The sequence below is a fragment of the Pseudomonas fluorescens NCIMB 11764 genome (assembly GCF_000293885.2).
In the GTDB taxonomy this organism is placed as follows: Bacteria; Pseudomonadota; Gammaproteobacteria; order Pseudomonadales; family Pseudomonadaceae; genus Aquipseudomonas; species Aquipseudomonas fluorescens_B.
This window is the reverse complement of the sequence record NZ_CP010945.1, coordinates 472755-498415: the sequence shown is the minus strand read 5'-3', so window position 1 is coordinate 498415 and position 25661 is coordinate 472755. Positions and strand designations below refer to the sequence as shown.

Here is a 25661-nt window from a genome sequence, read left to right as displayed (position 1 = left end):
TGTTAACTAACGAGAATTATTCGCGATTGTGGCAGAGGCGGGGGAGGTAAGCAATTGGCCACTGGTCAGGTGGGTTTCAGGGCATTGCGCAAAGTAAACCTGTGGCGAGGGAGCTTGCTCCCGCTTGGCTGCGCAGCCGTCGCAAAACCTGCGAACGCGATTTGACTGGAGAAGGCAGGGGGGCTGCTTCGCATCCCGGCGGGAGCAAGCTCCCTCGCCACAGAGATAGGCAGGAAGTCTAAAAAGAAGGCGTTCGCTGCCTGCGTTTCCACTGACTCACCCGCTGCTGCAAATTCAACGGACTATGAATCTGCTGCTGCCGCGCCCGGCTGAACAGGATCAACGCCAGTTCCGCAGTCGCCAGCGCATCGGCACTGGCATTATGACGCTCGAACACTTCGAGCTTGAACCAGTCGATCCACTCGTCCAGCCCCGCCTCGCGAATGTGCGCCTGTGGGCACAGCAGCGGGGCGATATCCGCCACATCCAGAAACGGATGCTGCAGCTTGTAACCCAGATGATCCTTCAACGCGCGCCCGAGCATGTGCTGATCAAACGGCGCATGAAACGCCAGCACCGGACTGTCGCCCACAAATTCCATGAACTCGAGCAGGGCCTGCGCCGGATCACTGCCGGCAGCGATCGCGCTGGGGCCCAAGCCATGGATCAACACACTGGGCGCCAATTTCATATCCGTGCATTGGAGGGTGCGTTCGAACTGCTGGCTGAAGTCGATCGCCCCGTCTTCAATCACCACCGCGCCGATGGACAGCACCCGATCCTTGTTCATATTCAACCCGGTGGTTTCCAGGTCCAGCACCACCCAGCGCTGTTCGCGCAGGCTGCATTCTCTGAGCTCGGCGCCCGCCGGCAAGCGTTGCAGACGTTGCTGCAATTCCACGGACAGCATCGGCCCCACCGGGCGCAACCACGAAAACAGGCTCATAACTGATACCGCAATGTCAGGCTGCTTTGCAGGCGCTGGGCCTGACGCAGGGATTCGCGCAGGATCCTTCGGTCCAGGTGATTGAGGCTGTCGGGATCGACCCGGTTGGAGTAGGGCAAGTTCTCCCGGGTCTGTAGCTGATGTTGCTGCATGCGGGTTTGCTGGATGAAGTGATACGCCTCTTCATACGCTGCACCGTCCAGCCGTTCGATGACTTCTTTTTCGACCAGTTGGCGAAAGCGCTCCAGCGTATTGTTGGCCTCGATGCCGTGGGCTAGCGCCAGCAATCGGGCGCCGTCGACAAAGGGCGTCAGGCCCTGGACTTTCAGGTCCAGCGTCGCCTTCTCGCCATTCTTGCGCGCCAGCACAAACTCGCGGAAACGGCCTACGGGCGGGCGGTTGCGCAGGGCGTTTTCGGCCATCATCCGCTGGAACAGCCGGTTGTCAGCGACTTGATCGAGAATGCCCCGACGCAGTTGCTCGCAGCTTTGCTCGTCGCCCCAAACCACGCGCAGGTCGAAATAGATGCTCGAACCCAGCAGGTTCTCCGGCGTCGCTTCACGAATGAACGCCGCAAAACGCCGCGCCCATTCGGCCCGGGACAAACACAGCTCAGGGTTGCCGGCCATGATGTTGCCCTTGCACAGGGTGAACCCGCACAGCGCCAGGCTCTGGTTGATCTGTTGAGCGATAGGCAGCAACTTGCCGCGAATCTCGGCGGCATGCGCGGCGTCCCGGGCTTCGAACAGAATGCCGTTGTCCTGATCGGTATGCAGCGTCTGTTCGCGGCGGCCTTCGCTGCCGAAACACAGCCAACTGAACGGCACACCGGGGTCGCCTTTCTCGGCGAGAGTCAATTCGATCACCCGGCACACGGTGTGGTCGTTGAGCAGGGTGATGATGTGGGTGATCTGGGTCGACGACGCGCCATGGGCCAACATGCGTTCCACCAATTGACCGATCTCGCCGCGCATCGCCACCAGGTTTTCCACCTTCTGGGCGCTACGGATGGTCCGCGCCAGGTGCACCAGATCAACCCGTTGCAGGGAAAACAGGTCACGTTCCGAGACCACGCCGCACAGGCGCTGGTCCTTGACCAGGCAAACGTGGGCAATATGCCGCTCAGTCATGGCAATCGCCGCATCGAAGGCACTGTGGTCCGGCGTCAGGAAAAACGGCGCGTGGGTCATGTGCAATTCGATGGCTTCGTTGAAGTCGTTGGTGCCTTCGGCCACCACGTGACGCAGGTCGCGCAGGGTGAAAATACCCAGCGGCGCCTTGTGTTCATCGACCACCACAATGCTGCCGACCTGCTGCTCGTGCATCAGGGTCACGGCTTCGCGCAACGGCGTAATCGGGCTGCACGTCACCGGATGGCGCATGGCCAATTCGCCAAGGCGGGTATTCAGAGAATATTGAGTGCCGAGGGTCTCCACGGCTTTTTGCTGGACTTGCTGGTTGACCTGATCCAGCAGACTGCTGACACCGCGTAGGGCAAAGTCGCGAAAGGCATTGGAAAGCGCGAACAGTTTAATGAACGCCAGCTTGTTCAGCTGTAGGCAAAAGGTGTCTTCGGCTGCCAGATGTTCGGTGCGCGTCGCACGTTCACCCAGCAGCGCGGCGAGGGGGAAGCACTCGCCGGTGGTGATTTCGAAGGTGGTTTCCGTGCCGCCCTTGGCCGTGTGGGGGCGTTCACCCACGACGCGGCCCTGTTTGACGATGTAGAAATGCTCAACCGGGCCATCGGCGGGCTTGATGATGCTTTCGCCGGGCGCATAAAAACGCAGCTGACATTGCTCCACCAGGTACGCCAGGTGAGCGTGTTCCATTTGATTGAAGGGCGGGAAACGCTGCAGAAATTGCAAAGTGCCCTGGATGTTTTGCAACACCGCGGTTTTTCCTGCCTGTGTGAAGGCGTCCGCTTTACTCATAACCATTACCGCAGTCTTTTTTCGAATTGTTGTTGTCGGATGACTCGGCCATGGTCGGCCCCGGAGCGCGAGGTGCCCATTGGACGTAAGTCTAGGTCGGGCCTTCCGGTGATGAAATTTCGGAAATACCTTACGCAATCTTGGGAAGAATCTATCCTTTCATCTATAGGAAATAAATCCGACGAAGTGCACATTGTTGCGCCACTTAGCGATGTCTGACGGATGTGCTAGGGAATAGAAATGAAAACGTAGAGTAAGCCATGTCCGACCACGATATTTTGAGTGACGCCGAGCGCGAGGCGCTGAGTGCCGTCATGCTGGAACCCGACTTGCCACCGCAGCGGGTGCTGATCGTCGATGATGACAAGGACGCCCGGGAGCTGCTCTCGGAAATCCTGGGTCTGGATGGCATTCGTTGCCTGACCGCTGCCAGCGGCGAGACAGCCCTCAAGATGTTGAGCGAGAAGCCCTCCATTGGTTTGGTGATCACTGATCTGCGGATGGGCCAGGTTGATGGCCTGGAGTTGGTTCGTCAGGTGCGTGAGTCAGTACGGGCAGCCATGCCGATCATCATCGTTTCGGGCGATGCCGACGTGAAGGACGCAATTGCTGCGATGCATTTGAGCGTGGTGGATTTTCTGCTCAAGCCCATCGATACCGGCAAATTGCTGGGGTTGGTCAAGCATGAGTTGGGGATGGATTCGTGAATTGTTAGAGGATCAAAAGATCGCAGCCTTGGGCAGCTCCTACAGGGGACTGAGTACACCTGTAGGGGCTGCCGAAGGCTGCGATCTTTTGACTTTGCTTTAAACAAAAAAGCCCTGATCTTTCGATCAGGGCTTTTTCATTATCCGGTATCACCGCTCAGTTACAGGCCATTGGCAGCCTTGAACTCGCGACGACGACGGTGCAGGACCGGCTCGGTGTAGCCGTTCGGCTGTTTGGTGCCTTCAACCACCAGCTCGACCGCCGCCTGGAAGGCTATGTTGCTGTCGAAATCCGGCGCCAGCGGACGGTACAGCGCGTCATTGGCGTTCTGACGGTCAACCACCGGCGCCATGCGCTTGAGGCTTTCCATCACCTGCTCTTCGGTGACGATACCGTGACGCAGCCAGTTGGCGATGTGCTGGCTGGAAATACGCAGCGTGGCGCGGTCTTCCATCAGGCCGACATCGTTGATGTCCGGCACTTTCGAGCAGCCAACACCCTGGTCGATCCAGCGCACCACGTAACCGAGAATGCCCTGGGCATTGTTGTCCAGTTCGTTCTTGATCTGTTCCGCGGTCCACTGCGGGTTTACCGCCAGCGGGATGGTCAGGATGTCGTCCACCGAAGCGCGGGCACGTTTGGCCAGCTCGGCCTGACGGGCGAACACGTCGACCTTGTGGTAATGCAACGCGTGCAACGCAGCCGCCGTTGGCGAGGGAACCCAGGCGGTGTTGGCACCGGCCAGCGGGTGAGCGATTTTCTGTTCGAGCATCGCTGCCATCAGGTCCGGCATGGCCCACATGCCTTTACCGATCTGCGCGCGACCTTGCAGACCGGTGCTCAAACCGATATCGACGTTCCAGTTCTCGTAAGCGCCGATCCACTTCTCAGCCTTCATGTCCGCCTTGCGCACCATCGGGCCGGCTTCCATGGAGGTGTGGATTTCATCGCCCGTGCGGTCAAGGAAACCGGTGTTGATGAACACCACGCGCTCGCTGGCCGCCTTGATGCACGCCTTGAGGTTGACCGTGGTGCGGCGCTCCTCGTCCATGATCCCGACTTTCAGCGTGTTGCGCGGCAGACCGAGTACGTCTTCGATGCGACCGAACAGCTCGTTGGTGAACGCGGCTTCTTCCGGGCCGTGCATCTTCGGCTTCACGATGTAGACCGAGCCGGTGCGGCTGTTCTTGCGCGAGCTATTGCCGTTGAGGCTGTGGATCGCCGCCAGGCTGGTGATCAGACCGTCGAGAATGCCTTCCGGCACTTCGTTGCCGTCTTTGTCGAGGATCGCGTCGATGGTCATCAGGTGACCAACGTTGCGCACGAACAGCAGCGAGCGACCGTGCAGGCTCAGTTCCTTGCCATCAACGCCGGTGTAGGTGCGGTCGGCGTTCATGGTGCGGGTAAAGGTCTTGCCACCCTTGGAGACTTCTTCCGACAGGTCGCCCTTCATCAGGCCGAGCCAGTTGCGGTAGATCACCACTTTGTCATCGGCATCGACGGCGGCGACGGAGTCTTCGCAGTCCATGATGGTGGTCAGCGCGGCTTCCATCAGGATGTCTTTGACGCCGGCCGCGTCGGTCTGGCCGACCGGGGTGCTGGCGTCGACCTGGATTTCGAAGTGCAGGCCGTTGTTCTTCAGCAGGATCGCGGTGGGTGCCGCTGCATCGCCGTGAAAACCGATCAACTGCGCGTCGTTGCGCAGGCCGCTGTTGCTGCCGCCTTTCAGGGCGACCACCAGTTTGCCGTCAACGATCTTGTAGCCGGTGGAATCGACGTGGGAGCCGGCGGCCAAAGGCGTGGCTTCGTCGAGGAAGGCGCGGGCGAAGGCAATCACCTTGTCGCCACGAACCTTGTTGTAGCCTTTGCCTTTTTCCGCGCCGTCAGCTTCGCTGATCGCGTCGGTGCCGTAGAGCGCGTCGTACAGCGAGCCCCAGCGGGCGTTCGAAGCATTGAGCGCGAAGCGGGCGTTCATCACCGGCACCACGAGCTGCGGGCCGGCCATGCGGGCGATTTCGTCATCGACATTTTGCGTCGTCGCCTGGAAATCGGCCGCTTCTGGCAGCAGATAACCGATGTCTTGCAGGAAGGCTTTATAAGCCACGGCGTCGTGCGCCTGCCCGGCACGTGCTTGGTGCCAGCCATCGATACGAGCCTGGATATCATCGCGTTTGGCGAGTAGGGCTTTGTTCTTCGGCGCCAGGTCGTGAATGACCTTGTCGGCACCGGCCCAGAATTTGTCGGCGGTGAGGCCGGTTCCGGGAATGGCTTCGTTGTTCACGAAGTCGAACAGGACTTTGGCGACCTGCAGGCCACCGACTTGAACGTGTTCAGTCATTGCTTGCCTCACTCTGCTCAGCTATTTCGCTTTTCAGCTCTTCAAATTAACAATGAAGCCTCTGGCTATTTAAACCACAAACCCCTTCCACCAGTACATGCCATTTCGGGCGGCTGGGATGGAACCGATCAACGGCGTTGAGGCCTTGCTGATAGGGCTTTCAGGGCTGCGACCGCGCCTGTGGCAGACATCGATCCAACGTTATGTAGTGCGCGCTGCGGCATACTACATGATGAATTGCGGTTGTGAAAATTAGACTAATTACGTCGTTCTGCGACCCCGTGACGCATTGCAGTCACGTCGGGGATGGGGATGTTCTCAAAAAAGTATGAGATTGTTCCAGTTAAATATAAGAAGTTGTACACGATTTATGTGTGGGCATCGGGTCCGGTGGTGAATTCATCGCGGGCAAGCCCGCTCTCACAGGATTGTGCATAACCTTGCCCGCGATGAGGCGGATCCGCATGACGCTGAATCCGGGTCTGCCCAAAGCATCGGTCAACCGTTGCCTATACTTGCCTTTCTATAACAAAAGTCATGACCAGAGGGCTGCGCCATGGACCACCTCGTACTCACTGTTTTCGCGCCGGACAAACCTGGGCAGGTCGAGCGCATCGCCCAGTGCATTGCCGAGCACGGCGGTAACTGGCTGGAAAGCCGTATGTCACGCATGGCCGGGCAGTTTGCCGGGATTCTTCGGGTAGGCGTGCCGGCCGAGGCCTACGAGAAATTGGTCGATGCCCTGCAGGCGTTGTCGGCCCATGGCATTCGCGTGCTGATTGCCGAAAGCGGCATCGAACAATCCTGCACCTGGAAACCGATTGCCATGGAGCTGGTGGGCAACGACCGCCCGGGGATCGTGCGCGACATCACGCGTCTGTTGAGTGAGCAGGGGGTCAACCTGGAACGACTGGTTACGGAAGTGCGCCCGGCGCCGATGAGCAGCGAGCCGCTGTTCCACGCTGAAGCGATTCTCGCCGTGCCGCTGACGCTTTCTCTGGATGTGTTGCAGTCGCGCCTGGAAACCCTGGCGGACGATTTGATGGTGGAATTGGTCCTGCGCAGCGAACCCTGACAGGGTTATCCAAGTTATACGTGCACCTGCCTGTGGATAACCTGTAGAGACACCCCGCCAGCCCACGCCGGCCGGGCGTCTTCAGGAACTGATCAAAAAACCATCAGATTCAACGAGTTGCACACAAACGCCGGGGATCACGCTGTGGATAACCTTGGGAAGGATCGATGCAGGCCACGAAATACGTGGCCTGTAGAAGTTCGTACGATTTTTGATCAACTGCGACGGCGCAAACTTATCCACGCATCGACGCTATAAACCGCAAGCCCGGCCCAGATAAAGATAAACGCCACCAGCGTGCTGGACGACAAGTGTTCGCCAAACAGCAGTACGGCTTGCAGCAGCACCAATGTCGGCGCCAGGTACTGGAGGAATCCCAGCGTTGTGTAGGGCAAATGCCGTGCGGCGGCGTTGAAACACACCAGCGGCACAAGGGTTACCGGCCCGGCGGCAACCAGCCACCAGGCTTCGCTAGTCGTCCAGAACTCGGGCTGAGCGCTCATGGCCGTCTGATTGAATAACAGCCAGGCAATGGCAATCGGCACCAGCATCCAGGTTTCCACCACCAGACCGGGCAGGGCTTTGACTGGCGCCTGCTTGCGGATCAACCCGTAGAAACCAAACGTCAACGCCAGCACCAGCGATACCCATGGCAGGCTGCCGACTTGCCATACCTGTTGCGCCACACCGACTGCGGCCAGCCCCACGGCGATCCATTGCATGCGCCGCAGCCGTTCGCCGAGGATCAACATGCCGAGCAGCACGTTCACCAACGGGTTGATGTAGTAACCGAGGCTGGCTTCGAGCATGCGCCCGTTGTTCACCGACCAGACATACGTCAGCCAGTTGGCCGCGATCAGCGTGCCGCTCAGCGCGAGGATCGCCAGCCGTTTCGGGTTTTCACGCAGCTCGCGCCACCAGCCCGGATGCTTCCATACCATCAGCAGCAAGGCGCCGAACAGCGCAGACCAGAGCACGCGATGGATGATGATCTCCACGGCGGGCACGTTGGCGATGGCTTTGAAGTAGATCGGGAACAGGCCCCAGATGATGTAGGCACTCAGGCCCAGGATGTACCCGCGACGCGGGTTGGCGGCTTGCATGCAGAATCCTTGCTTAGGCAGCTAACTAAAGAAGGGGATTGTAAGGAGATTTGTCTACGAATGTCCCGTCCGAAAACGTCGGGCAATTGTGAACACAATCCCTGTGGGAGGGAGCTTGCTCGCGATGGCGGTGTATCAGCTTGCATCGGTGTTGCATGTGCTGCCGTCATCGCTAGCAGGCTAGCTCCCACAGGGATTTTTGGTGTGTCAGAAGAGTTTGAGGGGTTCTTCGTTGAGCGCAGCCAATTGCTCACGCAACGCCAGCACCTGATCGCCCCAATACCGCTCCGTACCGAACCACGGAAAACTGTGGGGGAACGCCGGGTCGTCCCAGCGACGCGCCAGCCAAGCGCTGTAGTGCATCAGGCGTAACGCGCGCAGCGGCTCGATCAACGCAAGTTCTCGTGGGTCGAAGTCGTGAAATTCGTTGTAACCGTCCATCAATTCCGACAACTGAACGAGACATTCCTGACGATCGCCGGCCAGCATCATCCAGATGTCCTGCACCGCCGGGCCCATGCGGCAGTCGTCGAGGTCAACGATGTGGAACATCTCGTCGCGGCACATCATGTTGCCGGGGTGGCAATCGCCGTGCATGCGGATGTTCTGGTGCGGCGTGGCTTTGTAGACCTCTTCGACGCGCTTGAGCAGGTCGCGGGCCACAGATTCGTAGGCCGGCAGCAGGCTTTTGGGGATGAAATTGCCTTCGAGCAGCGTCGTCAGCGAATCGTGACCAAAGTTCTTCACGCCCAGTGCTTCGCGGTGTTCGAAGGGTTTTGTCGAACCCACGGCGTGCAGGCGGCCGAGCAATTGGCCCAGCCGATACAGCTGATCGAGATTGCCCGGCTCCGGGGCGCGCCCGCCACGGCGGGGAAACAGGGTGAAACGGAAGCCGTGGTGTTCGTGCAGGCTGGCGCCGTTGTGAATCATCGGCGCCACCACCGGCACGTCGCACTCGGCGAGTTCGAAGGTGAACTGGTGTTCTTCGAGAATCGCTTCGTTGGTCCAGCGTTGCGGGCGGTAGAACTTGGCGATCAGTGGCTCGGAGTCTTCGATGCCGACCTGATAGACGCGGTTTTCGTAGCTGTTGAGCGCCAGGATGCGCGCGTCGCTGAGAAAGCCGATGCTTTCGACGGCATCGAGCACGAGGTCTGGGGTGAGGGTTGCAAACGGGTGGGCCATGCTGACTCCTGCGCGCAGCAGGCTGCCGCGTCCGGCCAAGCATGGTAGCGCAGACGGGCTTACTTTAGTGTTAAGGCTTGAGATGAGTGGTGTTGCCATCGCTAGCAGGCTAGCCCCACACTGGATCTGCGACACTCCGCAAGTCCCCTGTGGGAGCTAGCCTGCTAGCGATAGGGCCCGGTCAGGCGCCGACGATCCCGCCATCCTCACGGGAAATCGCCATCACCGAAGACCGCGGCTTGCCATTCGGCAAATGCTCAGGGAACGTCGATCCACCGTTTTCTCCCGGATGTTGAATCCCTACAAACAGGGTTTTTTGATCCGGTGAAAAGCTGATCCCCGTCACCTCGCAACCAATCGGCCCGACCATGAACCGACGAATCTCCCCGGTCACCGGGTCGGCACACAGCATCTGGTTATTGCCCATGCCGGCAAAATCACCGGTATTGCTCGAATCGCCATCGGTCAGAATCCACAACCGCCCAGCCTTGTCGAAACCCAGGCCATCCGGGCTGTTGAACATGTTCTGTGGCGTGATGTTCGACGAACCGCCCTTCGGCGTGCCGGCGTGGACACCCGGGTTGCCGGCGACCACAAACAGATCCCAGGCAAAGCTTTTTGAAGCGTGATCATCACGGTCGGTGCGCCAGCGCAGAATCTGCCCGTACACGTTCTTCTCGCGAGGGTTGGGCCCGCCCACCGGTTGACCGTCTTCGCCGCGCTTGGCGTTGTTGGTCAGTGTGCAATAGACTTGGCCATCCATAGGGCTGACGACGATCCATTCCGGACGGTCCATGCGCGTGGCTTTCACCACCGTGGCCGCGAGGCGCGCGTGAATCAGCACCTCTGCCTGATCGGCAAAACCGCTGCTGGCGTCGATGCCGTTTTTGCCGTGGGTCAGCTCGATCCACTCGCCTTGGCCTTTCGGGTGATCGGCATTGCCGTCGCCTGCGTCGAAGCGCGCCACGAACAAGGTGCCGTGGTCCAGCAGGTCGCGATTGGCTTTCGGGTTTTTGTGGTTGATCTTGTCGCGGCTGACGAACTTGTAGATGAACTCGCCGCGCTCGTCGTCGCCCATGTACACCACGGCGTGGCCGTCATGGGTTTCGGCCAGGGCAGCGTTTTCATGTTTGAAACGGCCCAGTGCGGTGCGCTTGACCGGGGTCGATTGCGGATCGAAAGGGTCGATTTCCACTACCCAGCCGTGACGGTTGAGTTCGTTGGGGTTTTTTGCCAGGTCGAAACGCTCGTCGTGCGGGTGCCAGTTGATCTCTTTACTGGCGGCTACCACACCGTAGCGTTTCTGCGCGGCGTCGAACTTCTGTTCGGCGTTGCTGCTGCCGAAGCAGTCGGTGAAGTTCTCTTCACAGGTCAGGTACGTGCCCCACGGCGTCTTGCCGTTGGCGCAGTTCTGGAAGGTGCCGAGCACATTCTTGCCGTGTGGGTCGGCGCTGGTTTTCAACAGGTCATGACCGGCAGCGGGACCGCTGAGGGTGATCGGTGCATTGCCGTGAATGCGCCGGTTGTAGCGCGAGCCCTGGACGAATTGCCATTGGCCGTTCTTGCGCTGCACTTCGATCACCGACACACCTTCGCAGGCCAGCGCCTTGCGTACTTCTTCCTTCGATTGCGGCATGCCGCCGTGGGGGTAGAGGTAGCGGTAGTTGGTGTATTCGTTGTTGATCGCCATCAACGCCCGGTCTTTCTCACCCGGAAACTCGAACAGGCTCATGCCGTCATTGTTGTCGCCGAACTGCACTTCCTGCTGCTCGGCGCTGCCGTTACCGCTCGGGTCGAATGCCGGACCGTTCTTTTGCAGCGGCTGGCCCCAGCTGATCAGCACCGAAGACTTGTAGCCCGGCGGCAGGGTAATGGCATCGCTGGTGGCGGCGGGGATGCTGTCGAAACCCAACAGTTTGCTGGTGCCGGCGCTGACGCTGGCCGCGAGCACGCTGCGACTCAGCAGGTTGCCGCCGAGGAACATGGCTGCGCCGCACAGGGCGCCCGCGCTGATGAAGCCACGACGGCTGAGGCCGACCATGTTCTCGAGGTCGGTGTTTTGATTGTCTTCTAATAGGCTCACATCAGGCTCCCTGCGGGTTTTTGCAGTCACCTTAAAGAGCATTAATGACGCTTGTGTTTCAAAGCGGTGTACCGAGCAAAACGTTTGATGGCGCAAATTGCACCCGTACCGGTTTATCGGTGGCGAGACCGAGGGTTTTCAGGTGCAGCGGCTCGGCCAGTGCGCACAACGTCTGGCCATTGGGCAGGCCGATGCGCACTTCGCTGGGGCCGTCTTCGGCATCGAGGATTTCTTCGATGATGCCGGTCAGGTCATTGTGTCCTGGCGTTGCAGTGTCTTCGATGGCCAGCAAGTCGAGCCAGCCCGCCTTGATCAGGGCGACGACTTCGGTGCCGGGTTCCAGCTCCAGGCGCACGGTGCTGTCGTGGGTGATCTGTGTATCGATGGCCAGGCCTTCGGCCAGTTCAAGACGAATCAGGTCGTTGCGCCCCTGAGCTTCAATCGCCACGACCTTGCCGTGCAATTGATTGCGTGCACTGGTTCTGAGCATCAGGCGGCCGAGCAGGTCCAGGTCGCTGGCGTCTTCGGCGGCTTCCAGCACCTGAGCCTGCAGCGTTTGCAGTTTTTGATACAGGCGCAATACGCGTTGGCCTTCGCTGGATAGCTTCGCGCCACCGCCGCCCTTGCCGCCGACACTGCGCTCCACCAGTGGTTTCTGCGCCAGGTTGTTCAACTCGTCGATGGCGTCCCACGCGGCTTTGTAACTCAGGCCCGCGCTTTTCGCGGCGCGAGTGATCGAGCCTTGTTCGGCGATGTGCTGCAGCAACGCGATGCGCTGCGGGCGACGGACAATGTGCTGGGACAACAACGTGGGCAGGGACATGACGGGGGCGCTTTGGCTGGTAACGATGGCGAGGACGTTGGCGGCTTGGGCTGTGGGAGTCAAGTCGGTCTCGCTCCCGCAGGGTTTGTGCTCTTGAGTCAAACCGCGTCGCCGGGTCTGGGCGTGCGTGCCAGGCAATAGACATCGACCCGCGAGGCGCCCGCATCCATCAGCAGGCGTGCCAGGGCCTGGGCAGTGGCGCCGGTGGTCAGTACGTCATCGACCAGCGCCACGTGACGCCCCTTGACCACCGCTTTGGGCATCAGGGCAAAGGCGTTACCCAGGTTCTTTTTGCGAGCCTCGGCTTTCAGGTCTTGTTGCGCGCTGGTGTCCTGAATCCTCTTGAGCAGTTGCTCGTCGCAGGGGATATCCAGGCTCGCGCTCAACCAGCGGGCCAGCATTGCGGCCTGATTGAAACCCCTTTGACGCAGGCGCTTGGTTGCCAGCGGAACCGGGACCAGCGCATCTGGCCGCTCCAGCGCTTCATCGAAGCGATGTTGCAGGAATTGAGCGAGAAGTTCGCCAAGCAGGTTGCCAAACGGCCACTTCGCGCTGTGTTTGAAACGGGTGATCAGGCTGTCGACTGGAAAGCTGTAGGTCCACGGGGCGATCACCTGTTCGAAGGAGGGCGGCGCCTTCAAACACTGGCCGCAGGTCATTCCCGCCGCGGGCAAGGGCAGGGCGCAGGTCTGGCAGTGATCGCCAAGCCACGGCAGGTCGGTTTCACACGCCATGCAGATCGGCGTCGCTTCATCCGCCGTCTCGCTGCAGAGCAAACAGTTTTGTCTGTTTTTTAACCAGATGTAAACCGGTCCGTTGTATCGTGGTTGACAGCGCATCGCTCTTCCTTAAATATGCCGAACATCCGTGTCGCGTCTGTGGGTATTCCAGTCCCCAGTCGCTTGCCAAGCATAATCAAGGAAACGCCCATGAGCGCCAGCACCTCTGCAACTCTGCGTCATGACTGGTCTTTGGCCGAAGTCAAAGCACTCTTCGTTCAGCCATTCAACGACCTGCTGTTCCAGGCGCAGACCGTGCACCGCGCGCATTTCGACGCCAACCGGGTACAAGTTTCGACGCTGCTGTCGATCAAGACCGGCGCCTGCCCGGAAGATTGCAAATATTGTCCGCAGTCCGGTCACTACAACACCGGCCTGGAAAAAGAAAAACTGATGGAAGTGCAGAAGGTCCTCGAAGAGGCCGCTCGCGCCAAGGCCATCGGTTCGACCCGTTTCTGCATGGGCGCGGCGTGGAAACACCCGTCGGCCAAAGACATGCCGTACGTGCTGGAGATGGTCAAGGGCGTGAAAGCCATGGGCCTGGAAACCTGCATGACCCTCGGCCGTCTGGATCAGGACCAGACCGAAGCGCTGGCCAAGGCCGGCCTCGACTACTACAACCACAACCTCGATACCTCACCGGATTTCTACACCAGCATCATCACCACCCGCACTTACAGCGAGCGCCTGCAAACCCTGGCTTACGTTCGTGACTCGGGGATGAAGATCTGCTCCGGTGGCATCCTCGGCATGGGCGAAACCCTCGATGACCGCGCCAACCTGCTGATCCAGCTGGCCAATTTGCCGGAGCACCCGGAATCGGTCCCGATCAACATGCTGGTGAAAGTCGCCGGTACGCCGCTGGAAAACGCCGAAGACATCGACCCGTTCGATTTCATCCGCATGCTCGCCGTCGCGCGCATCCTGATGCCGCAATCCCACGTGCGCCTGTCCGCCGGCCGCGAAGCGATGAACGAGCAGATGCAGGCCCTGGCGTTCTTCGCCGGTGCGAACTCGATTTTCTATGGCGACAAACTGTTGACCACCGCCAACCCGCAGGCCGACAAGGACATGCAACTGTTCTCGCGCCTGGGCATCCTGCCGGAAGCGCGTGAAGAGCATGCGGACGAAGTGCATCAGGCGGCCATCGAGCAGGCGCTGGTGGAGCAGAAGAGTAGCGAGATGTTTTACAACGCTGCTGTTTGAGGCTTCACCGAAACCTTTTGAATGCAACAATCTGTGGGAGCGGGCTTGCCCGCGATAGCGATTCATCAGTCGACATCTATGTTGAATCGGATGCCATCATCGCGGGCAAGCCCGCTCCCACAGGTTCTGCGATACAACATCTGACTTCCTAATCGCGAGGCCTGCATGTCGTTCGATCTCGCCGCACGCCTTGCTGCCCGTCGTGCCGAAAATCTCTACCGCCAACGCCCATTGCTCCAAAGCCCTCAAGGCCCGGATGTGGTGGTCGATGGCCAGCCGTTGCTGGCGTTCTGCAGCAACGATTACCTGGGCCTGGCCAATCACCCGCAAGTGATCGAAGCCTGGCGCGCCGGGGCGTCCCGTTGGGGTGTCGGCGGCGGTGCTTCGCACTTGGTCATTGGCCACAGCACGCCACATCATGAGTTGGAAGAAGCGTTGGCTGACTTGACTGGCCGCCCGCGTGCGTTGCTGTTCACCACCGGTTACATGGCCAACCTCGGCGCGGTGACCGCGCTGGTGGGGCAGGGCGATACGGTGCTCGAAGACCGCCTCAATCACGCCTCGTTGCTCGATGCCGGCCTGTTGTCCGGCGCGCGTTTCAATCGTTATCTGCACAACGACGCCGCGAGCCTGGCCAGTCGTCTCGAGAAAGCCACCGGCAACACGCTGGTGGTCACCGACGGCGTGTTCAGCATGGACGGCGACATCGCCGACCTGCCAGCACTGGCCCGGGAAGCGAAGGCCAAAGGCGCGTGGCTGATGGTCGATGACGCCCACGGTTTTGGCCCGCTGGGCGCCAACGGTGGCGGGATCGTCGAGCATTTCGGCCTGAGCCAGGACGACGTGCCGGTGCTGGTGGGCACCCTCGGCAAAGCGTTCGGCACCGCAGGCGCTTTTGTTGCCGGCAGCGAAGAACTGATCGAGAGTTTGATCCAGTTCGCTCGTCCGTACATTTACACCACCAGCCAACCACCTGCCCTGGCCTGCGCAACGCTGAAAAGCCTGGAACTGCTGCGCTCCGAGCACTGGCGTCGTGAACATCTGAACGTCCTGATTCGTCAGTTCCGGCAAGGCGCCGAGCAGATCGGCCTGGAGCTGATGGACAGCTTCACGCCGATCCAGCCGATCATGATCGGCGACGCCGGGCGTGCGGTGCGTCTGTCGCAAATGCTGCGCGAACGCGGATTGATGGTGACCGCGATCCGCCCACCGACCGTGCCCGCCGGCAGCGCCCGACTGCGTGTGACCCTGACCGCCGCGCACAGCGAAGCGCAGGTACAGCTATTGTTAAAGGGACTGGCCGATTGTTTTGCACAACTGGGACCGGAGCCAAGCCATGCGTGATCGTCTGATTCTGCTACCTGGCTGGGGGCTCGGGATTTCACCGATGGAGCCGTTGGCCGCTGCGTTGCAAGGGCTGGACGAACATCTGCGCGTCGAGATCGAGCCACTGCCGGAGCTGGAATCCAGCGACCTTGAAGAATGGCTTGATGAACTGGATTCGACAATCCCGCAAGACGCCTGGCTTGGCGGCTGGTCCCTCGGCGGCATGCTCGCTGCCGAGTTGGCGGCCCGACGCGGCGATCGTTGCTGCGGCTTGCTGACCCTGGCGAGCAATCCTTCGTTTGTCGCCCATGAGCAATGGCCGAGCGCCATGCCCGGCGAGACCTTCGACGCGTTTCTGGCCGGATGCAGCGCCGATCCGCGCATGACGCTGAAGCGCTTTTCGCTGCTCTGCGCTCAAGGCGCCGAAGACCCGCGCGGATTGTCGCGGCTTTTGCTCGGTGGCGCGCCCCACACCTCTGCTTCTGTATTGATGAACGGCCTGGAGCTGCTTGCGCAACTGGATACCCGTCAGGCGTTGCAAGCATTCCGCGGCCCGCAACTGCATTTGTTCGCCGGTCTCGACGGGCTGGTGCCGGCCGAAGCCGCGGGGGATTTGCTGGCGCTGTTGCCGGATGTCGAAATCGGCCTGATTGAACAGGCCAGCCACGCATTTCTTCTGGAGGACCCGCACGGAGTGGCGGGTGCGATCCAGGCCTTTTTGCATGAGTCCGGTGATGACTGATTTATCCCTCCCGCTTCCCCTTCCAAAGCAGCCCGGCGACTTGCCGGACAAGCGCCAGGTGGCGGCGTCCTTTTCCCGGGCGGCGGCCAGCTATGACAGCGTTGCCGAATTGCAGCGTGATGTCGGCAGCCAGCTGTTGAGCCGTTTGCCGGCCGATTTTGTGCCCGGTCGGTGGCTCGATCTTGGGTGTGGCACCGGGTATTTCAGTCGTGTACTGAGTGAGCGTTTCCCTGCCAGTCACGGCGTGGCACTGGACATCGCCGAAGGTATGCTCAATCACGCGCGCCCGTTGGGTGGGGCCACGCATTTCATCGCCGGCGATGCGGAACGACTGCCCTTGCAGAATTCGACCTGCGATCTGATCTTCTCCAGCCTGGCGGTACAGTGGTGCGCGGACTTCGCTTCGGTGCTCAGTGAAGCCCATCGGGTGCTGAAACCGGGTGGAAAGATTGCATTTGCTAGTCTTTGCGTGGGAACACTGTCAGAGCTGCGTGACAGTTGGAGGCGCGTGGATGGCATGGTGCACGTCAACCGCTTCCGCGAGTTCGGGGCTTATCAACAGCTGTGCGCGGCCAGCGGCTTGAAGGTCGCGAGTCTGCAAACCCGTCCTCATGTGCTGCATTATCCGGATGTGCGCAGCCTGACCCACGAACTCAAGGCGCTGGGTGCGCATAACCTGAATCCCGGGCGGCCGGGCGGTTTGACCGGCAGGGCGCGGATTCTCGGCCTGGTCGAGGCTTATGAGCAGTTTCGTCAGGCCGAAGGACTGCCGGCGACTTATCAAGTGGTGTATGCCGTTTTGGAGAAACCCTTATGAGCGCAGCTTATTTCATCACCGGTACTGACACCGATGTCGGCAAGACCACTGTGGCGGCGGGTTTGCTGCACGCCGCGCGGTCGGCGGGCCTGAGTACGGCGGCGGGGAAACCGGTTGCTTCGGGATGCGACGTGACGCCCAAGGGGTTGCGCAACGCCGATGCGTTGGCGTTGCTGGCGGAATGCTCGGTGCCGCTGACGTATGCACAGGTCAACCCGGTGGCGTTCGAACCGGCCATCGCACCGCATCTGGCGGCGCGCGAGGCGGGTGTGGCGTTGACGGTGCAATCCTTGTTGGCACCGATGCAGAAGATTCTGGAAATGCGGGCGGATTTCACCCTGATCGAAGGCGCTGGTGGGTGGCGCGTGCCGTTGGCGGATCAGGACAACCTGTCGGACCTGGCCAGGGCGCTGGATCTGCCGGTGATACTGGTGGTCGGCGTGCGATTGGGGTGCATCAACCACGCGTTGCTGACAGCCGAGGCGATCGCGCAGGACGGTTTACAGCTGGCGGGTTGGGTGGCCAACATCATCGATGCCAAGACAGCGCGCCTTGAAGAAAACCTTGCCACACTTGCCGAGCGTATCCCTGCACCGTGTCTGGGGCGAGTGCCGAAACTCAAGCTGGTGACAGCGGAGGCGGTGGCGGAACACCTTCAGCTGGATTTGCTGGACTGAGGTTTCATGCAATGGTTTTGCCTATGACAAGGCACTGTGCCATTAGTGTTTTTGTCGGGTGTTTTGCACGTGCGTCTGTTTCAATGGCCGCTGTTGATTCTTCGTAGGACGAGTTCTCCCATGGAAATCTCAGGAAATACCGCTTTTTATGCCGGTCTGAGCACTATTCAGACAGGGCAGAACCGTGTCGATCAGGCTTCCGGGCAAATCGCCAACAATACAATCGAACGCTCGGTGACCAGTCAGTCCTCCGAGGCTCAGGTCAATCGCCTGCGTTCGGTCGATCGCAGTCAAGAGTCTGACCTCGCCAGCAACATGGTCGAGATGGCGCAGGGCAAGTTTCAGGTCGAGGCGGGCGTGGCAGTCGCCAAGGCTTCCGATGAAATGCTCGGTACGTTGATCGATACCTTCGCCTGATCACCCGCTGAATAAGCCTGTCCAACGCCGCGACCTTTCGCGGCGTTTTTGTGCGTAAGTCCTTCTCCCCTAACTAAACTTTCAAATACGGCGTGTTGCCTGGGCAACGGCGCGTGGTTGCTGTGCGCCCGGGATTTGCGCAGAGCGATGACGAACGGCAAAAGATCGATGCTTGACAAGATTTGGGCGTAAACGTATGTTTCAAACAACTGTTTGACCGTCACAACAAATAACCACGGTCGTTCATTCCCGGTTACATCAGCAGAGGTTTATCGCTATGCCTGACTACAAGGCCCCCTTGCGTGATATTCGCTTCGTTCGTGACGAACTGCTCGGCTACGAAGCGCACTATCAGAGCCTTCCGGCTTGTGCAGACGCAACTCCGGACATGGTTGACGCCATTCTCGAAGAAGGCGCCAAGTTTTGTGAGCAGGTGCTGGCTCCGCTGAACCGCGTGGGTGACACCGAAGGCTGCACCTGGAGCGAGTCCGGCGTTAAAACCCCGACCGGTTTCAAAGAGGCCTACAAACAATTCGTCGAAGGCGGCTGGCCGAGCCTGGCCCACGACGTAGAGCACGGCGGCCAGGGCCTGCCAGAGTCTCTGGGTCTGGCTGTCAGCGAAATGGTCGGCGAAGCCAACTGGTCGTGGGGCATGTACCCAGGCCTGTCGCACGGCGCGATGAACACCATCTCCGAGCACGGCACGCCTGAGCAACAACACGCCTACCTGACCAAACTGGTATCTGGCGAATGGACCGGCACCATGTGCCTGACCGAACCGCATTGCGGCACCGACCTGGGCATGCTGCGCACCAAGGCCGAACCTCAGGCCGACGGTTCCTACAAAGTCTCCGGCACCAAGATCTTCATCTCGGCCGGCGAACACGACATGGCCGATAACATTGTCCACATCGTACTGGCCCGTCTGCCGGATGCACCGGCTGGCACCAAAGGCATTTCGCTGTTCATCGTGCCGAAGTTCCTGCCCAACGAAGACGGCTCGATCGGTGCGCGTAACGCCGTATCCTGTGGTTCCCTGGAACACAAAATGGGCATCCACGGCAACGCCACTTGCGTGATGAACTTCGACGCGGCCACCGGTTTCCTGATCGGCCCGGCGAACAAAGGCCTGAACTGCATGTTCACCTTCATGAACACCGCACGTCTGGGCACCGCGCTGCAAGGTCTGGCCCACGCCGAGATCGGCTTCCAGGGCGGCCTGAAATACGCTCGCGATCGTCTGCAAATGCGCTCCCTGACTGGCCCGAAAGCGCCGGAAAAAGCCGCTGACCCGATCATCGTGCACCCTGACGTACGCCGCATGCTGTTGACCATGAAAGCGTTCGCCGAAGGCAACCGCGCAATGGTTTACTTCACCGCCAAGCAAGTCGACATCGTCAAGTACGGTGTGGACGAAGAAGAGAAGAAGAAAGCCGACGCGCTGCTGGCGTTCATGACGCCTATCGCCAAAGCCTTCATGACCGAAGTCGGTTTCGAATCCGCCAACCACGGCGTGCAAATCTACGGCGGCCACGGCTTCATCGCCGAGTGGGGCATGGAGCAGAACGTTCGCGACAGCCGCATTTCGATGCTGTACGAAGGCACCACCGGCATCCAGGCACTCGACCTGCTGGGCCGTAAAGTGCTGATGACTCAAGGCGAGGCCCTGAAAGGCTTCACCAAGATCGTCCACAAGTTCTGCCAGACCAACGAAGGCAACGAAGCCGTTCAGGAATTCGTCACACCGCTGGCTGCAATCAACAAGGAATGGGGCGAGCTGACCATGAAGGTCGGTATGGCGGCCATGAAAGACCGCGAAGAAGTCGGCGCGGCCTCCGTGGACTACCTGATGTACTCCGGTTACGCCTGCCTGGCTTACTTCTGGGCAGACATGGCGCGTCTGGCAGCCGAGAAACTGGCGGCCGGCACCAGCGAAACGGCGTTCTACACCGCCAAGCTGCAGACCGCGCGCTTCTACTTCCAGCGCATCCTGCCGCGTACCCGCACGCACGTTGCAACCATGCTGTCGGGCGCCAACAACCTGATGGACATGAAAGAAGAAGACTTCGCACTGGGCTACTAAGCCTTAACGCGGCCTTCTAAAAAAACCGCTGCTCCTTCGGGAGTGGCGGTTTTTTTTTGAAATCGGCTCGGGTGGAAAAAGAACCGTGGTCGAGGCCGTTTCCCTGTCTTTTACACGACCCTTGATGGGGGAACCGCGCATGACTGGGTGCCCGGATAGAAGTCATTAACGCGGCGTCAAAAAAACCTTATCAAATCACTCAGAAAATCAGGGGTACTGCCGTTAAAGTAGTGGGCACAATGCCATCTATAGACATGACGGGTCGGAGCTTTACCCTTGCCGCGTTCTTCCGCTGTACGTTTCAGCCATTTCCTACCGTCACTTCTGCTGTTGATTGCGGGGTTGGCGGCTGCCTATGTCAAGGATCTGAACGTCTTCTTCACGTCGCTGTTCAACGTCTTGCCGACCCTCGTTTTGTTGCTCGGCGGCGCTTACTGCGCGGTTTATCGACGTCAGCGCGAGCTGTTCCTGATGGTCACGGTGTACATCGCCTACTACCTGCTTGATACCCAGACCGACTATTACCGCGACAACGGTAAGGTGCGCGAAGACGCGGCTGTGGTTTTTCACCTGTGTTGTTTACTGCTTCCGCTACTGTTTGGTGTGTTCGCGGCGTGGCAGGAACGCACCCATCTGTTCCAGGACATGGTCGCCCGTTTCGCGGTGTTGCTGGCCGTTGGCAGTGTGGCGCTGGGACTGGAGCAAAGTTACCCGCAGGCGTTGCTGATGTGGCTGTCGGAAATCCGCTGGCCCGCGCTGCATGGTGCCTGGATGAGCCTGATCCAGCTGTCCTACCCGGTATTCATCGCCTCGTTCCTGCTGCTGAGCTGGCAATACTGGCGTAATCCGAGACCCTTGCACGCGGCACAACTGGTGGGTTTGCTCGGGTTGTTCTGGGCGTTACCGAAAACCTTCATCCTGCCGTTCACCCTGAACATCATGTGCAGCCAGGTGATGTTGATGATTGCCGCGGCGGTTGCCCATGAAGCCTATCAAATGGCTTTTCGCGATGAGCTCACCGGTCTGCCCGGGCGTCGCGCCTTGAACGAGCGCATGCAGCGCCTGGGGCGCAATTACGTACTGGCCATGAGCGACGTCGACCACTTCAAGAAATTCAACGACACCCACGGCCACGATGTCGGTGATCAGGTGCTGCGCCTGGTGGCCAGCAAGTTGTCGAAAATCGGCGGTGGAGGTAGGGCTTATCGCTATGGCGGTGAGGAATTTGCACTGGTGTTTGCGGGCAAGACACTCGAGGAGTGCATGCCGCACCTGGAAGTCATCCGCGAATCGATCGAGACCTACAACATTCAACTGCGTAACCAGGACAGTCGTCCTCAAGACGATCAGCAGGGGCGTCAGCGTCGTTCCGGTTCCGCGGCCACGAGTGTGTCGGTCACCGTCAGCATCGGCGTCGCCGAGCGGGTGGATCAACGTAACCCCGAAAAAGTGCTCAAGTCTGCCGATGAGGCGCTCTACGCTGCTAAAGGTGCCGGACGAAACTGCGTGGTGGCTTACGGGCAAAACCGTCGTGGCGCGGTGCGCATGGACGCTGCTGCGGGTTGAGTGATGATGGCGCATTCAGCGTCTGGACTGTGATTGTGAGGCGTGTCCGGCGGCAGTAGGTTTAAGGAATCTGCTGCCGGAGAAATGACCATGCCCGAGTACAAAGCTCCTCTGCGCGACATGCGCTTTCTGATCGACCACGTCTTCGATTTTCACAGCAACTACGAGGCGCTGGGTGCCACCGAGGCCAGCCCGGACATGGTCAATGCGATCCTCGAAGAAGGTGCGAAATTCTGCGAGAACGTGCTGGCACCGCTCAATCGCAGCGGCGACGAAGAAGGCTGCCATTTTGACAATGGCGTGGTGACAACGCCTGCAGGCTTCAAGCAAGCCTTCGCGCAATACGTGGACGGTGGCTGGCATGGTCTGGCGGCTGATCCCGCTTACGGCGGCCAAGGCTTGCCGAGTTCTCTGGGGCTGGTCATCAGCGAGATGGTCGGGTCCAGCAACACCTCTTGGGGCATGTACCCGGGCCTGACGCACGGCGCGATGTCGGCGATCCACGCTCACGGCACCGAGGAACAAAAGCAGACCTACCTGAGCAAACTCACCGCTGGCCAATGGACCGGCACCATGTGCCTGACCGAAGCCCATTGCGGCACCGACCTGGGCATCATCAAGACCCGCGCCGTGCCTGCAGCGGACGGCAGCTACGCGATCTCCGGCAGCAAGATCTTCATTTCCGCCGGCGAACACGACATGAGTGACAACATCATTCACCTGGTGCTGGCGAAACTGCCGGATGCTCCTGCAGGAACCAAGGGCATTTCGTTGTTCATCGTTCCCAAATTCCTACCCAATGCAGAAGGCGAAGCAGGAGAGCGCAACGGCGTTTCCTGCGGCTCGATCGAGCACAAGATGGGCATCAAGGCTTCGGCCACCTGCGTGCTGAACTTCGACGAGGCCAAGGGCTTCCTGATCGGTGAACCGAACAAGGGCCTGAACTGCATGTTCACCATGATGAACCATGCGCGCCTTGGCACCGGGATGCAGGGTTTGTGTCTGGGCGAAGCGAGCTTCCAGGGCGCGATCAAGTACGCCAACGATCGTCTGCAGATGCGCTCGCTGACCGGTCCGAAAGCGCCGGAAAAAGCCGCCGACCCGATCATCGTTCACCCTGATGTGCGCCGGATGTTGCTGACCATGAAAGCCTTCAACGAAGGCAATCGTGCGTTGACGTACTTCACCGCGCAATTACTGGACGCTGCGCACCTGAGCCCGGATGAAACCGCGCGGCAGGACGCCGAAGACCTGTTGGCCTTCCTGACGCCGATCTGCAAAGCCTTCATGACCGACACCGGGCTGGAAGTGACCAACCTCGGCATGCAAGTGTTTGGCGGTCACGGGTTCATTCGTGAGTGGGGCATGGAGCAACTGGTTCGCGATTGCCGGATCGCACCGATCTACGAAGGCACCAACGGCATTCAGGCGCTGGATTTACTGGGGCGCAAAGTGCTCGGCAGTCAAGGCAAGCTGCTGCGCGGCTTTACCAAAATCGTCCACAGGTTTTGCGCGGCGAACGCCGGGCATCCGCAACTGGCCAGTTATGTGGCGCAACTCAATGGGTTGAATCAGCAGTGGGGCGAGCTGACCACCCAGGTCGGCATGGCTGCGATGAAGAATCCGGACGAAGTGGGCGCCGCGTCAGTGGATTACCTGATGTACAGCGGTTACATCATCCTTGGCTATTTGTGGCTGCGCATGGCTCTGGTGGCTCAGTCACAACTGGATGCGGGCAGCGGCGATGCCGATTACTGCCGGGCCAAACTGGCAACCAGCGAGTTTTACTTCAAGCGCTTGCTACCGCGCACCGCCGCTCATCGCGCGGCCATTGAAGCAGGTAGCGATTGCCTGATGAAGCTGCCGGCGGAGTTGTTTGCGCTGTAGTTATTCAGTCACGCTTGACGGAAGCCCGCCTCGTGCGGGCTTTTTTGTTGATGACTAAAAATTACAAAAGGGTCACTAGCTGACCCTATGTGTCGCAAAAGTTGTTGGGTTACACTCGGACCCCACGAAAACATTCTTCCTACGAATCACCTGTAAAGATCCTGCGAGGTTTGCCATGGCTGACTACAAAGCGCCCCTGCGCGATATGCGCTTCGTCCTCAATGAAGTTTTCGAGGTCGCCAAACTCTGGGCCGAGTTGCCTGCGCTGGCCGAGACCGTCGATGCGGAAACCGTTGAAGCCATTCTTGAAGAAGCCGGCAAGGTCACCAGCAAAAGCATCGCGCCCCTGAGCCGTTCGGCTGATGAAGAAGGTTGCCATTGGGCGGACGGTGCTGTCACCACGCCGGCAGGTTTCCCACAGGCTTATCAGACTTATGCCGAAGGCGGTTGGGTGGGTGTCGGTGGCGATCCGACCTACGGCGGCATGGGAATGCCCAAGGCGGTTTCGGCTCAGGTCGAAGAAATGGTCAACTCCGCGAGCCTGTCCTTCGGTCTGTACCCGATGCTGACTGCCGGCGCCTGCCTGTCGATCAACGCGCACGCCAGCGAAGAACTGAAAGCCGCGTACCTGCCGAACATGTACGCCGGCGTCTGGGCCGGTTCGATGTGCCTGACCGAGCCGCACGCCGGCACTGACCTGGGGATCATCCGCACCAAGGCCGAACCTCAGGCCGACGGTTCCTACAAAGTCAGCGGCACCAAGATTTTCATCACCGGCGGCGAACACGACCTGACCGAGAACATCATCCATCTGGTGCTGGCCAAGTTGCCGGATGCGCCAGCGGGGCCGAAAGGCATTTCGCTGTTCCTGGTGCCGAAGTTCATGGTCAATGCCGATGGCAGCCTGGGCGCGCGCAACCCGGCGACCTGCGGTTCGATCGAACACAAGATGGGCATTCAGGCGTCCGCAACCTGCGTGATGAACTTCGACGAAGCCGTGGGCTATCTTGTCGGCGAGCCGAACAAAGGCCTGGCGGCGATGTTCACCATGATGAACTACGAACGTCTGGGCGTCGGCATTCAGGGCCTGGCCTCTGGCGAGCGCTCTTACCAGAACGCCATCGAATACGCCCGCGACCGTCTGCAAAGCCGCTCGCCGACGGGCGCGCAGAACAAGGACAAAGTGGCGGACCCGATCATCGTCCACCCGGACGTGCGTCGCATGCTGCTGACCATGAAAGCCTCGAACGAAGGCGGCCGTGCATTCTCGACGTACGTGGCCATGCAACTGGACACCGCCAAGTTCAGCGAAGACGCCACCACCCGCAAACGCGCGGAAGACCTGGTGGCGCTGCTGACCCCGGTGGCCAAGGCGTTCCTGACGGACCTCGGTCTGGAGACCACCATTCACGGCCAGCAGGTGTTCGGCGGCCACGGTTACATTCGTGAATGGGGCCAGGAGCAACTGGTCCGCGACGTGCGCATCACCCAGATCTACGAAGGCACCAACGGCATTCAGGCGCTGGACTTGGTCGGACGCAAAATCGTCGGCAGCGGCGGGGCGTTCTACAACCTGTTTGCCGACGAGATCCGTCATTTCACCGCGACGGCCAGCGCTGACCTGGCCGAGTTCACCAAGCCGCTGAACGATGCCGTGACCACCCTCGACGAATTGACCGCATGGTTGCTGGACCGGGCAAAAAACAACCCGAACGAAATCGGCGCGGCCTCGGTCGAGTACCTGCAAACCTTCGGTTATGTGGCCTACGCCTACATGTGGGCACTGATGGCCAAGGCGGCCTCGGGCAAAGAAGCGCAGGACGATTTCTACGCGAGCAAGCTGGGTACCGCGCGGTTCTATTTCGCACGCCTGCTGCCGCGTATTCACTCGTTGAGCGCGTCGGTGAAGGCCGGGAGCGAATCGTTGTTCCTGCTGGACGCAGCGCAGTTCTGACAATGTGACGTCATGTAA

General features: G+C 60.0%; 20 protein-coding genes. 12 read left to right on the top strand and 8 right to left on the bottom strand.

Features of this window, described 5'->3' with window-relative positions:
* Positions 1-238 precede the first annotated feature (238 nt).
* Both B723_RS02355 and B723_RS02350 read right to left on the bottom strand, forming a co-directional pair.
* Positions 239-946, bottom strand: a complete 708-nt coding sequence (locus B723_RS02355) for a 3'-5' exonuclease (protein WP_017341163.1) — start codon at positions 944-946, stop codon at positions 239-241.
* On the bottom strand, positions 943-2883 hold the full coding sequence (locus tag B723_RS02350) for a putative nucleotidyltransferase substrate binding domain-containing protein (RefSeq protein ID WP_017341162.1): 1941 nt from the start codon (positions 2881-2883) through the stop codon (positions 943-945). The genes B723_RS02355 and B723_RS02350 overlap by 4 nt, the downstream gene beginning before the upstream one ends.
* A gap of 254 nt (positions 2884-3137) precedes the next feature.
* On the opposite strand from B723_RS02350, the gene B723_RS02345 reads away from it, so the two are divergent.
* Positions 3138-3584, top strand: a complete 447-nt coding sequence (locus tag B723_RS02345) for a response regulator (RefSeq protein ID WP_017341161.1) — start codon at positions 3138-3140, stop codon at positions 3582-3584.
* Positions 3585-3745: 161 nt separating this feature from the next.
* On the opposite strand, the gene B723_RS02340 is transcribed toward B723_RS02345, so the two are convergent.
* Complete coding sequence (locus B723_RS02340; RefSeq protein ID WP_017341160.1) at positions 3746-5923, bottom strand: malate synthase G; 2178 nt, start codon at positions 5921-5923, stop codon at positions 3746-3748.
* 556 nt (positions 5924-6479) lie between these two features.
* Between B723_RS02340 and B723_RS02335 the strand changes: the two genes are divergently transcribed.
* Positions 6480-6998 carry a glycine cleavage system protein R gene (locus tag B723_RS02335; RefSeq protein WP_017341159.1) on the top strand — a complete coding sequence of 173 codons (519 nt, stop codon included), beginning with the start codon at positions 6480-6482 and terminating at the stop codon, positions 6996-6998.
* A 215-nt stretch (positions 6999-7213) separates the two neighbouring features.
* On the opposite strand, the gene rarD is transcribed toward B723_RS02335, so the two are convergent.
* From rarD to B723_RS02310, 5 genes are all read right to left on the bottom strand, one after another.
* Positions 7214-8101 carry an EamA family transporter RarD gene (rarD, locus tag B723_RS02330; RefSeq protein WP_017341158.1) on the bottom strand — a complete coding sequence of 296 codons (888 nt, stop codon included), beginning with the start codon at positions 8099-8101 and terminating at the stop codon, positions 7214-7216.
* Between the two features lie 207 nt (positions 8102-8308).
* A complete protein-coding gene (locus B723_RS02325; RefSeq protein WP_017341157.1) occupies positions 8309-9283 on the bottom strand; it encodes a serine/threonine protein kinase in 975 nt (324 codons plus the stop codon).
* Between the two features lie 181 nt (positions 9284-9464).
* Positions 9465-11366: a PhoX family protein gene (locus B723_RS02320; protein ID WP_017341156.1), complete on the bottom strand. Its 1902-nt coding sequence runs from the start codon at positions 11364-11366 to the stop codon at positions 9465-9467.
* Positions 11367-11424: 58 nt separating this feature from the next.
* Positions 11425-12189: a TOBE domain-containing protein gene (locus B723_RS02315; protein WP_017341155.1), complete on the bottom strand. Its 765-nt coding sequence runs from the start codon at positions 12187-12189 to the stop codon at positions 11425-11427.
* Between the two features lie 98 nt (positions 12190-12287).
* Positions 12288-13028: a ComF family protein gene (locus B723_RS02310; RefSeq protein ID WP_017341154.1), complete on the bottom strand. Its 741-nt coding sequence runs from the start codon at positions 13026-13028 to the stop codon at positions 12288-12290.
* 90 nt (positions 13029-13118) lie between these two features.
* Here B723_RS02310 and bioB point away from each other — a divergent pair, with 90 nt between their 5' ends.
* The 10 genes from bioB to B723_RS02260 all read left to right on the top strand — a co-directional run bounded on the left by bioB (position 13119) and on the right by B723_RS02260 (position 25643).
* Entirely contained in the window at positions 13119-14174 is a 1056-nt protein-coding gene (bioB, locus tag B723_RS02305) for a biotin synthase BioB (protein ID WP_017341153.1), read from the top strand.
* 165 nt (positions 14175-14339) lie between these two features.
* Positions 14340-15518 carry an 8-amino-7-oxononanoate synthase gene (gene bioF, locus B723_RS02300; RefSeq protein ID WP_017341152.1) on the top strand — a complete coding sequence of 393 codons (1179 nt, stop codon included), beginning with the start codon at positions 14340-14342 and terminating at the stop codon, positions 15516-15518.
* The gene (locus B723_RS02295) at positions 15511-16242 is read left to right on the top strand and encodes an alpha/beta fold hydrolase (RefSeq protein WP_017341151.1); all 732 of its coding nucleotides are present in this window, start codon (positions 15511-15513) and stop codon (positions 16240-16242) included. The genes bioF and B723_RS02295 overlap by 8 nt, the downstream gene beginning before the upstream one ends.
* Positions 16235-17059: a malonyl-ACP O-methyltransferase BioC gene (gene bioC / locus B723_RS02290; RefSeq protein ID WP_017341150.1), complete on the top strand. Its 825-nt coding sequence runs from the start codon at positions 16235-16237 to the stop codon at positions 17057-17059. The genes B723_RS02295 and bioC overlap by 8 nt, the downstream gene beginning before the upstream one ends.
* Positions 17056-17736 carry a dethiobiotin synthase gene (gene bioD / locus B723_RS02285; protein ID WP_017341149.1) on the top strand — a complete coding sequence of 227 codons (681 nt, stop codon included), beginning with the start codon at positions 17056-17058 and terminating at the stop codon, positions 17734-17736. Before bioC ends, bioD begins: the two co-directional genes overlap by 4 nt.
* Before the next feature lie 120 nt (positions 17737-17856).
* A complete protein-coding gene (locus B723_RS02280; protein WP_017341148.1) occupies positions 17857-18153 on the top strand; it encodes a hypothetical protein in 297 nt (98 codons plus the stop codon).
* Positions 18154-18430: 277 nt separating this feature from the next.
* The gene (locus tag B723_RS02275) at positions 18431-20236 is read left to right on the top strand and encodes a phenylacyl-CoA dehydrogenase (protein WP_017341147.1); all 1806 of its coding nucleotides are present in this window, start codon (positions 18431-18433) and stop codon (positions 20234-20236) included.
* A gap of 276 nt (positions 20237-20512) precedes the next feature.
* Positions 20513-21802, top strand: a complete 1290-nt coding sequence (locus B723_RS02270) for a GGDEF domain-containing protein (RefSeq protein WP_017341146.1) — start codon at positions 20513-20515, stop codon at positions 21800-21802.
* A gap of 90 nt (positions 21803-21892) precedes the next feature.
* Positions 21893-23689, top strand: coding sequence for an acyl-CoA dehydrogenase C-terminal domain-containing protein (locus B723_RS02265; RefSeq protein ID WP_031319162.1), 1797 nt, complete (start codon positions 21893-21895; stop codon positions 23687-23689).
* 175 nt (positions 23690-23864) lie between these two features.
* Positions 23865-25643, top strand: a complete 1779-nt coding sequence (locus B723_RS02260; protein ID WP_017341144.1) for an acyl-CoA dehydrogenase C-terminal domain-containing protein — start codon at positions 23865-23867, stop codon at positions 25641-25643.
* The last annotated feature ends 18 nt before the right edge of the window (positions 25644-25661 follow it).

Bases quoted from the DNA above. Each gene is read 5' to 3' on its own strand.
- B723_RS02355 (WP_017341163.1), bottom strand. From the start codon at position 946: ATGAGCCTGTTTTCGTGGTTGCGCCCGGTGGGGCCGATGCTGTCCGTG.
- B723_RS02350 (WP_017341162.1), bottom strand. From the start codon at position 2,883: ATGGTTATGAGTAAAGCGGACGCCTTCACACAGGCAGGAAAAACCGCG.
- B723_RS02345 (WP_017341161.1), top strand. From the start codon at position 3,138: ATGTCCGACCACGATATTTTGAGTGACGCCGAGCGCGAGGCGCTGAGT.
- B723_RS02340 (WP_017341160.1), bottom strand. From the start codon at position 5,923: ATGACTGAACACGTTCAAGTCGGTGGCCTGCAGGTCGCCAAAGTCCTG.
- B723_RS02335 (WP_017341159.1), top strand. From the start codon at position 6,480: ATGGACCACCTCGTACTCACTGTTTTCGCGCCGGACAAACCTGGGCAG.
- rarD (WP_017341158.1), bottom strand. From the start codon at position 8,101: ATGCAAGCCGCCAACCCGCGTCGCGGGTACATCCTGGGCCTGAGTGCC.
- B723_RS02325 (WP_017341157.1), bottom strand. From the start codon at position 9,283: ATGGCCCACCCGTTTGCAACCCTCACCCCAGACCTCGTGCTCGATGCC.
- B723_RS02315 (WP_017341155.1), bottom strand. From the start codon at position 12,189: ATGTCCCTGCCCACGTTGTTGTCCCAGCACATTGTCCGTCGCCCGCAG.
- B723_RS02310 (WP_017341154.1), bottom strand. From the start codon at position 13,028: ATGCGCTGTCAACCACGATACAACGGACCGGTTTACATCTGGTTAAAA.
- bioB (WP_017341153.1), top strand. From the start codon at position 13,119: ATGAGCGCCAGCACCTCTGCAACTCTGCGTCATGACTGGTCTTTGGCC.
- bioF (WP_017341152.1), top strand. From the start codon at position 14,340: ATGTCGTTCGATCTCGCCGCACGCCTTGCTGCCCGTCGTGCCGAAAAT.
- B723_RS02295 (WP_017341151.1), top strand. From the start codon at position 15,511: ATGCGTGATCGTCTGATTCTGCTACCTGGCTGGGGGCTCGGGATTTCA.
- bioC (WP_017341150.1), top strand. From the start codon at position 16,235: ATGACTGATTTATCCCTCCCGCTTCCCCTTCCAAAGCAGCCCGGCGAC.
- bioD (WP_017341149.1), top strand. From the start codon at position 17,056: ATGAGCGCAGCTTATTTCATCACCGGTACTGACACCGATGTCGGCAAG.
- B723_RS02280 (WP_017341148.1), top strand. From the start codon at position 17,857: ATGGAAATCTCAGGAAATACCGCTTTTTATGCCGGTCTGAGCACTATT.
- B723_RS02275 (WP_017341147.1), top strand. From the start codon at position 18,431: ATGCCTGACTACAAGGCCCCCTTGCGTGATATTCGCTTCGTTCGTGAC.
- B723_RS02265 (WP_031319162.1), top strand. From the start codon at position 21,893: ATGCCCGAGTACAAAGCTCCTCTGCGCGACATGCGCTTTCTGATCGAC.
- B723_RS02260 (WP_017341144.1), top strand. From the start codon at position 23,865: ATGGCTGACTACAAAGCGCCCCTGCGCGATATGCGCTTCGTCCTCAAT.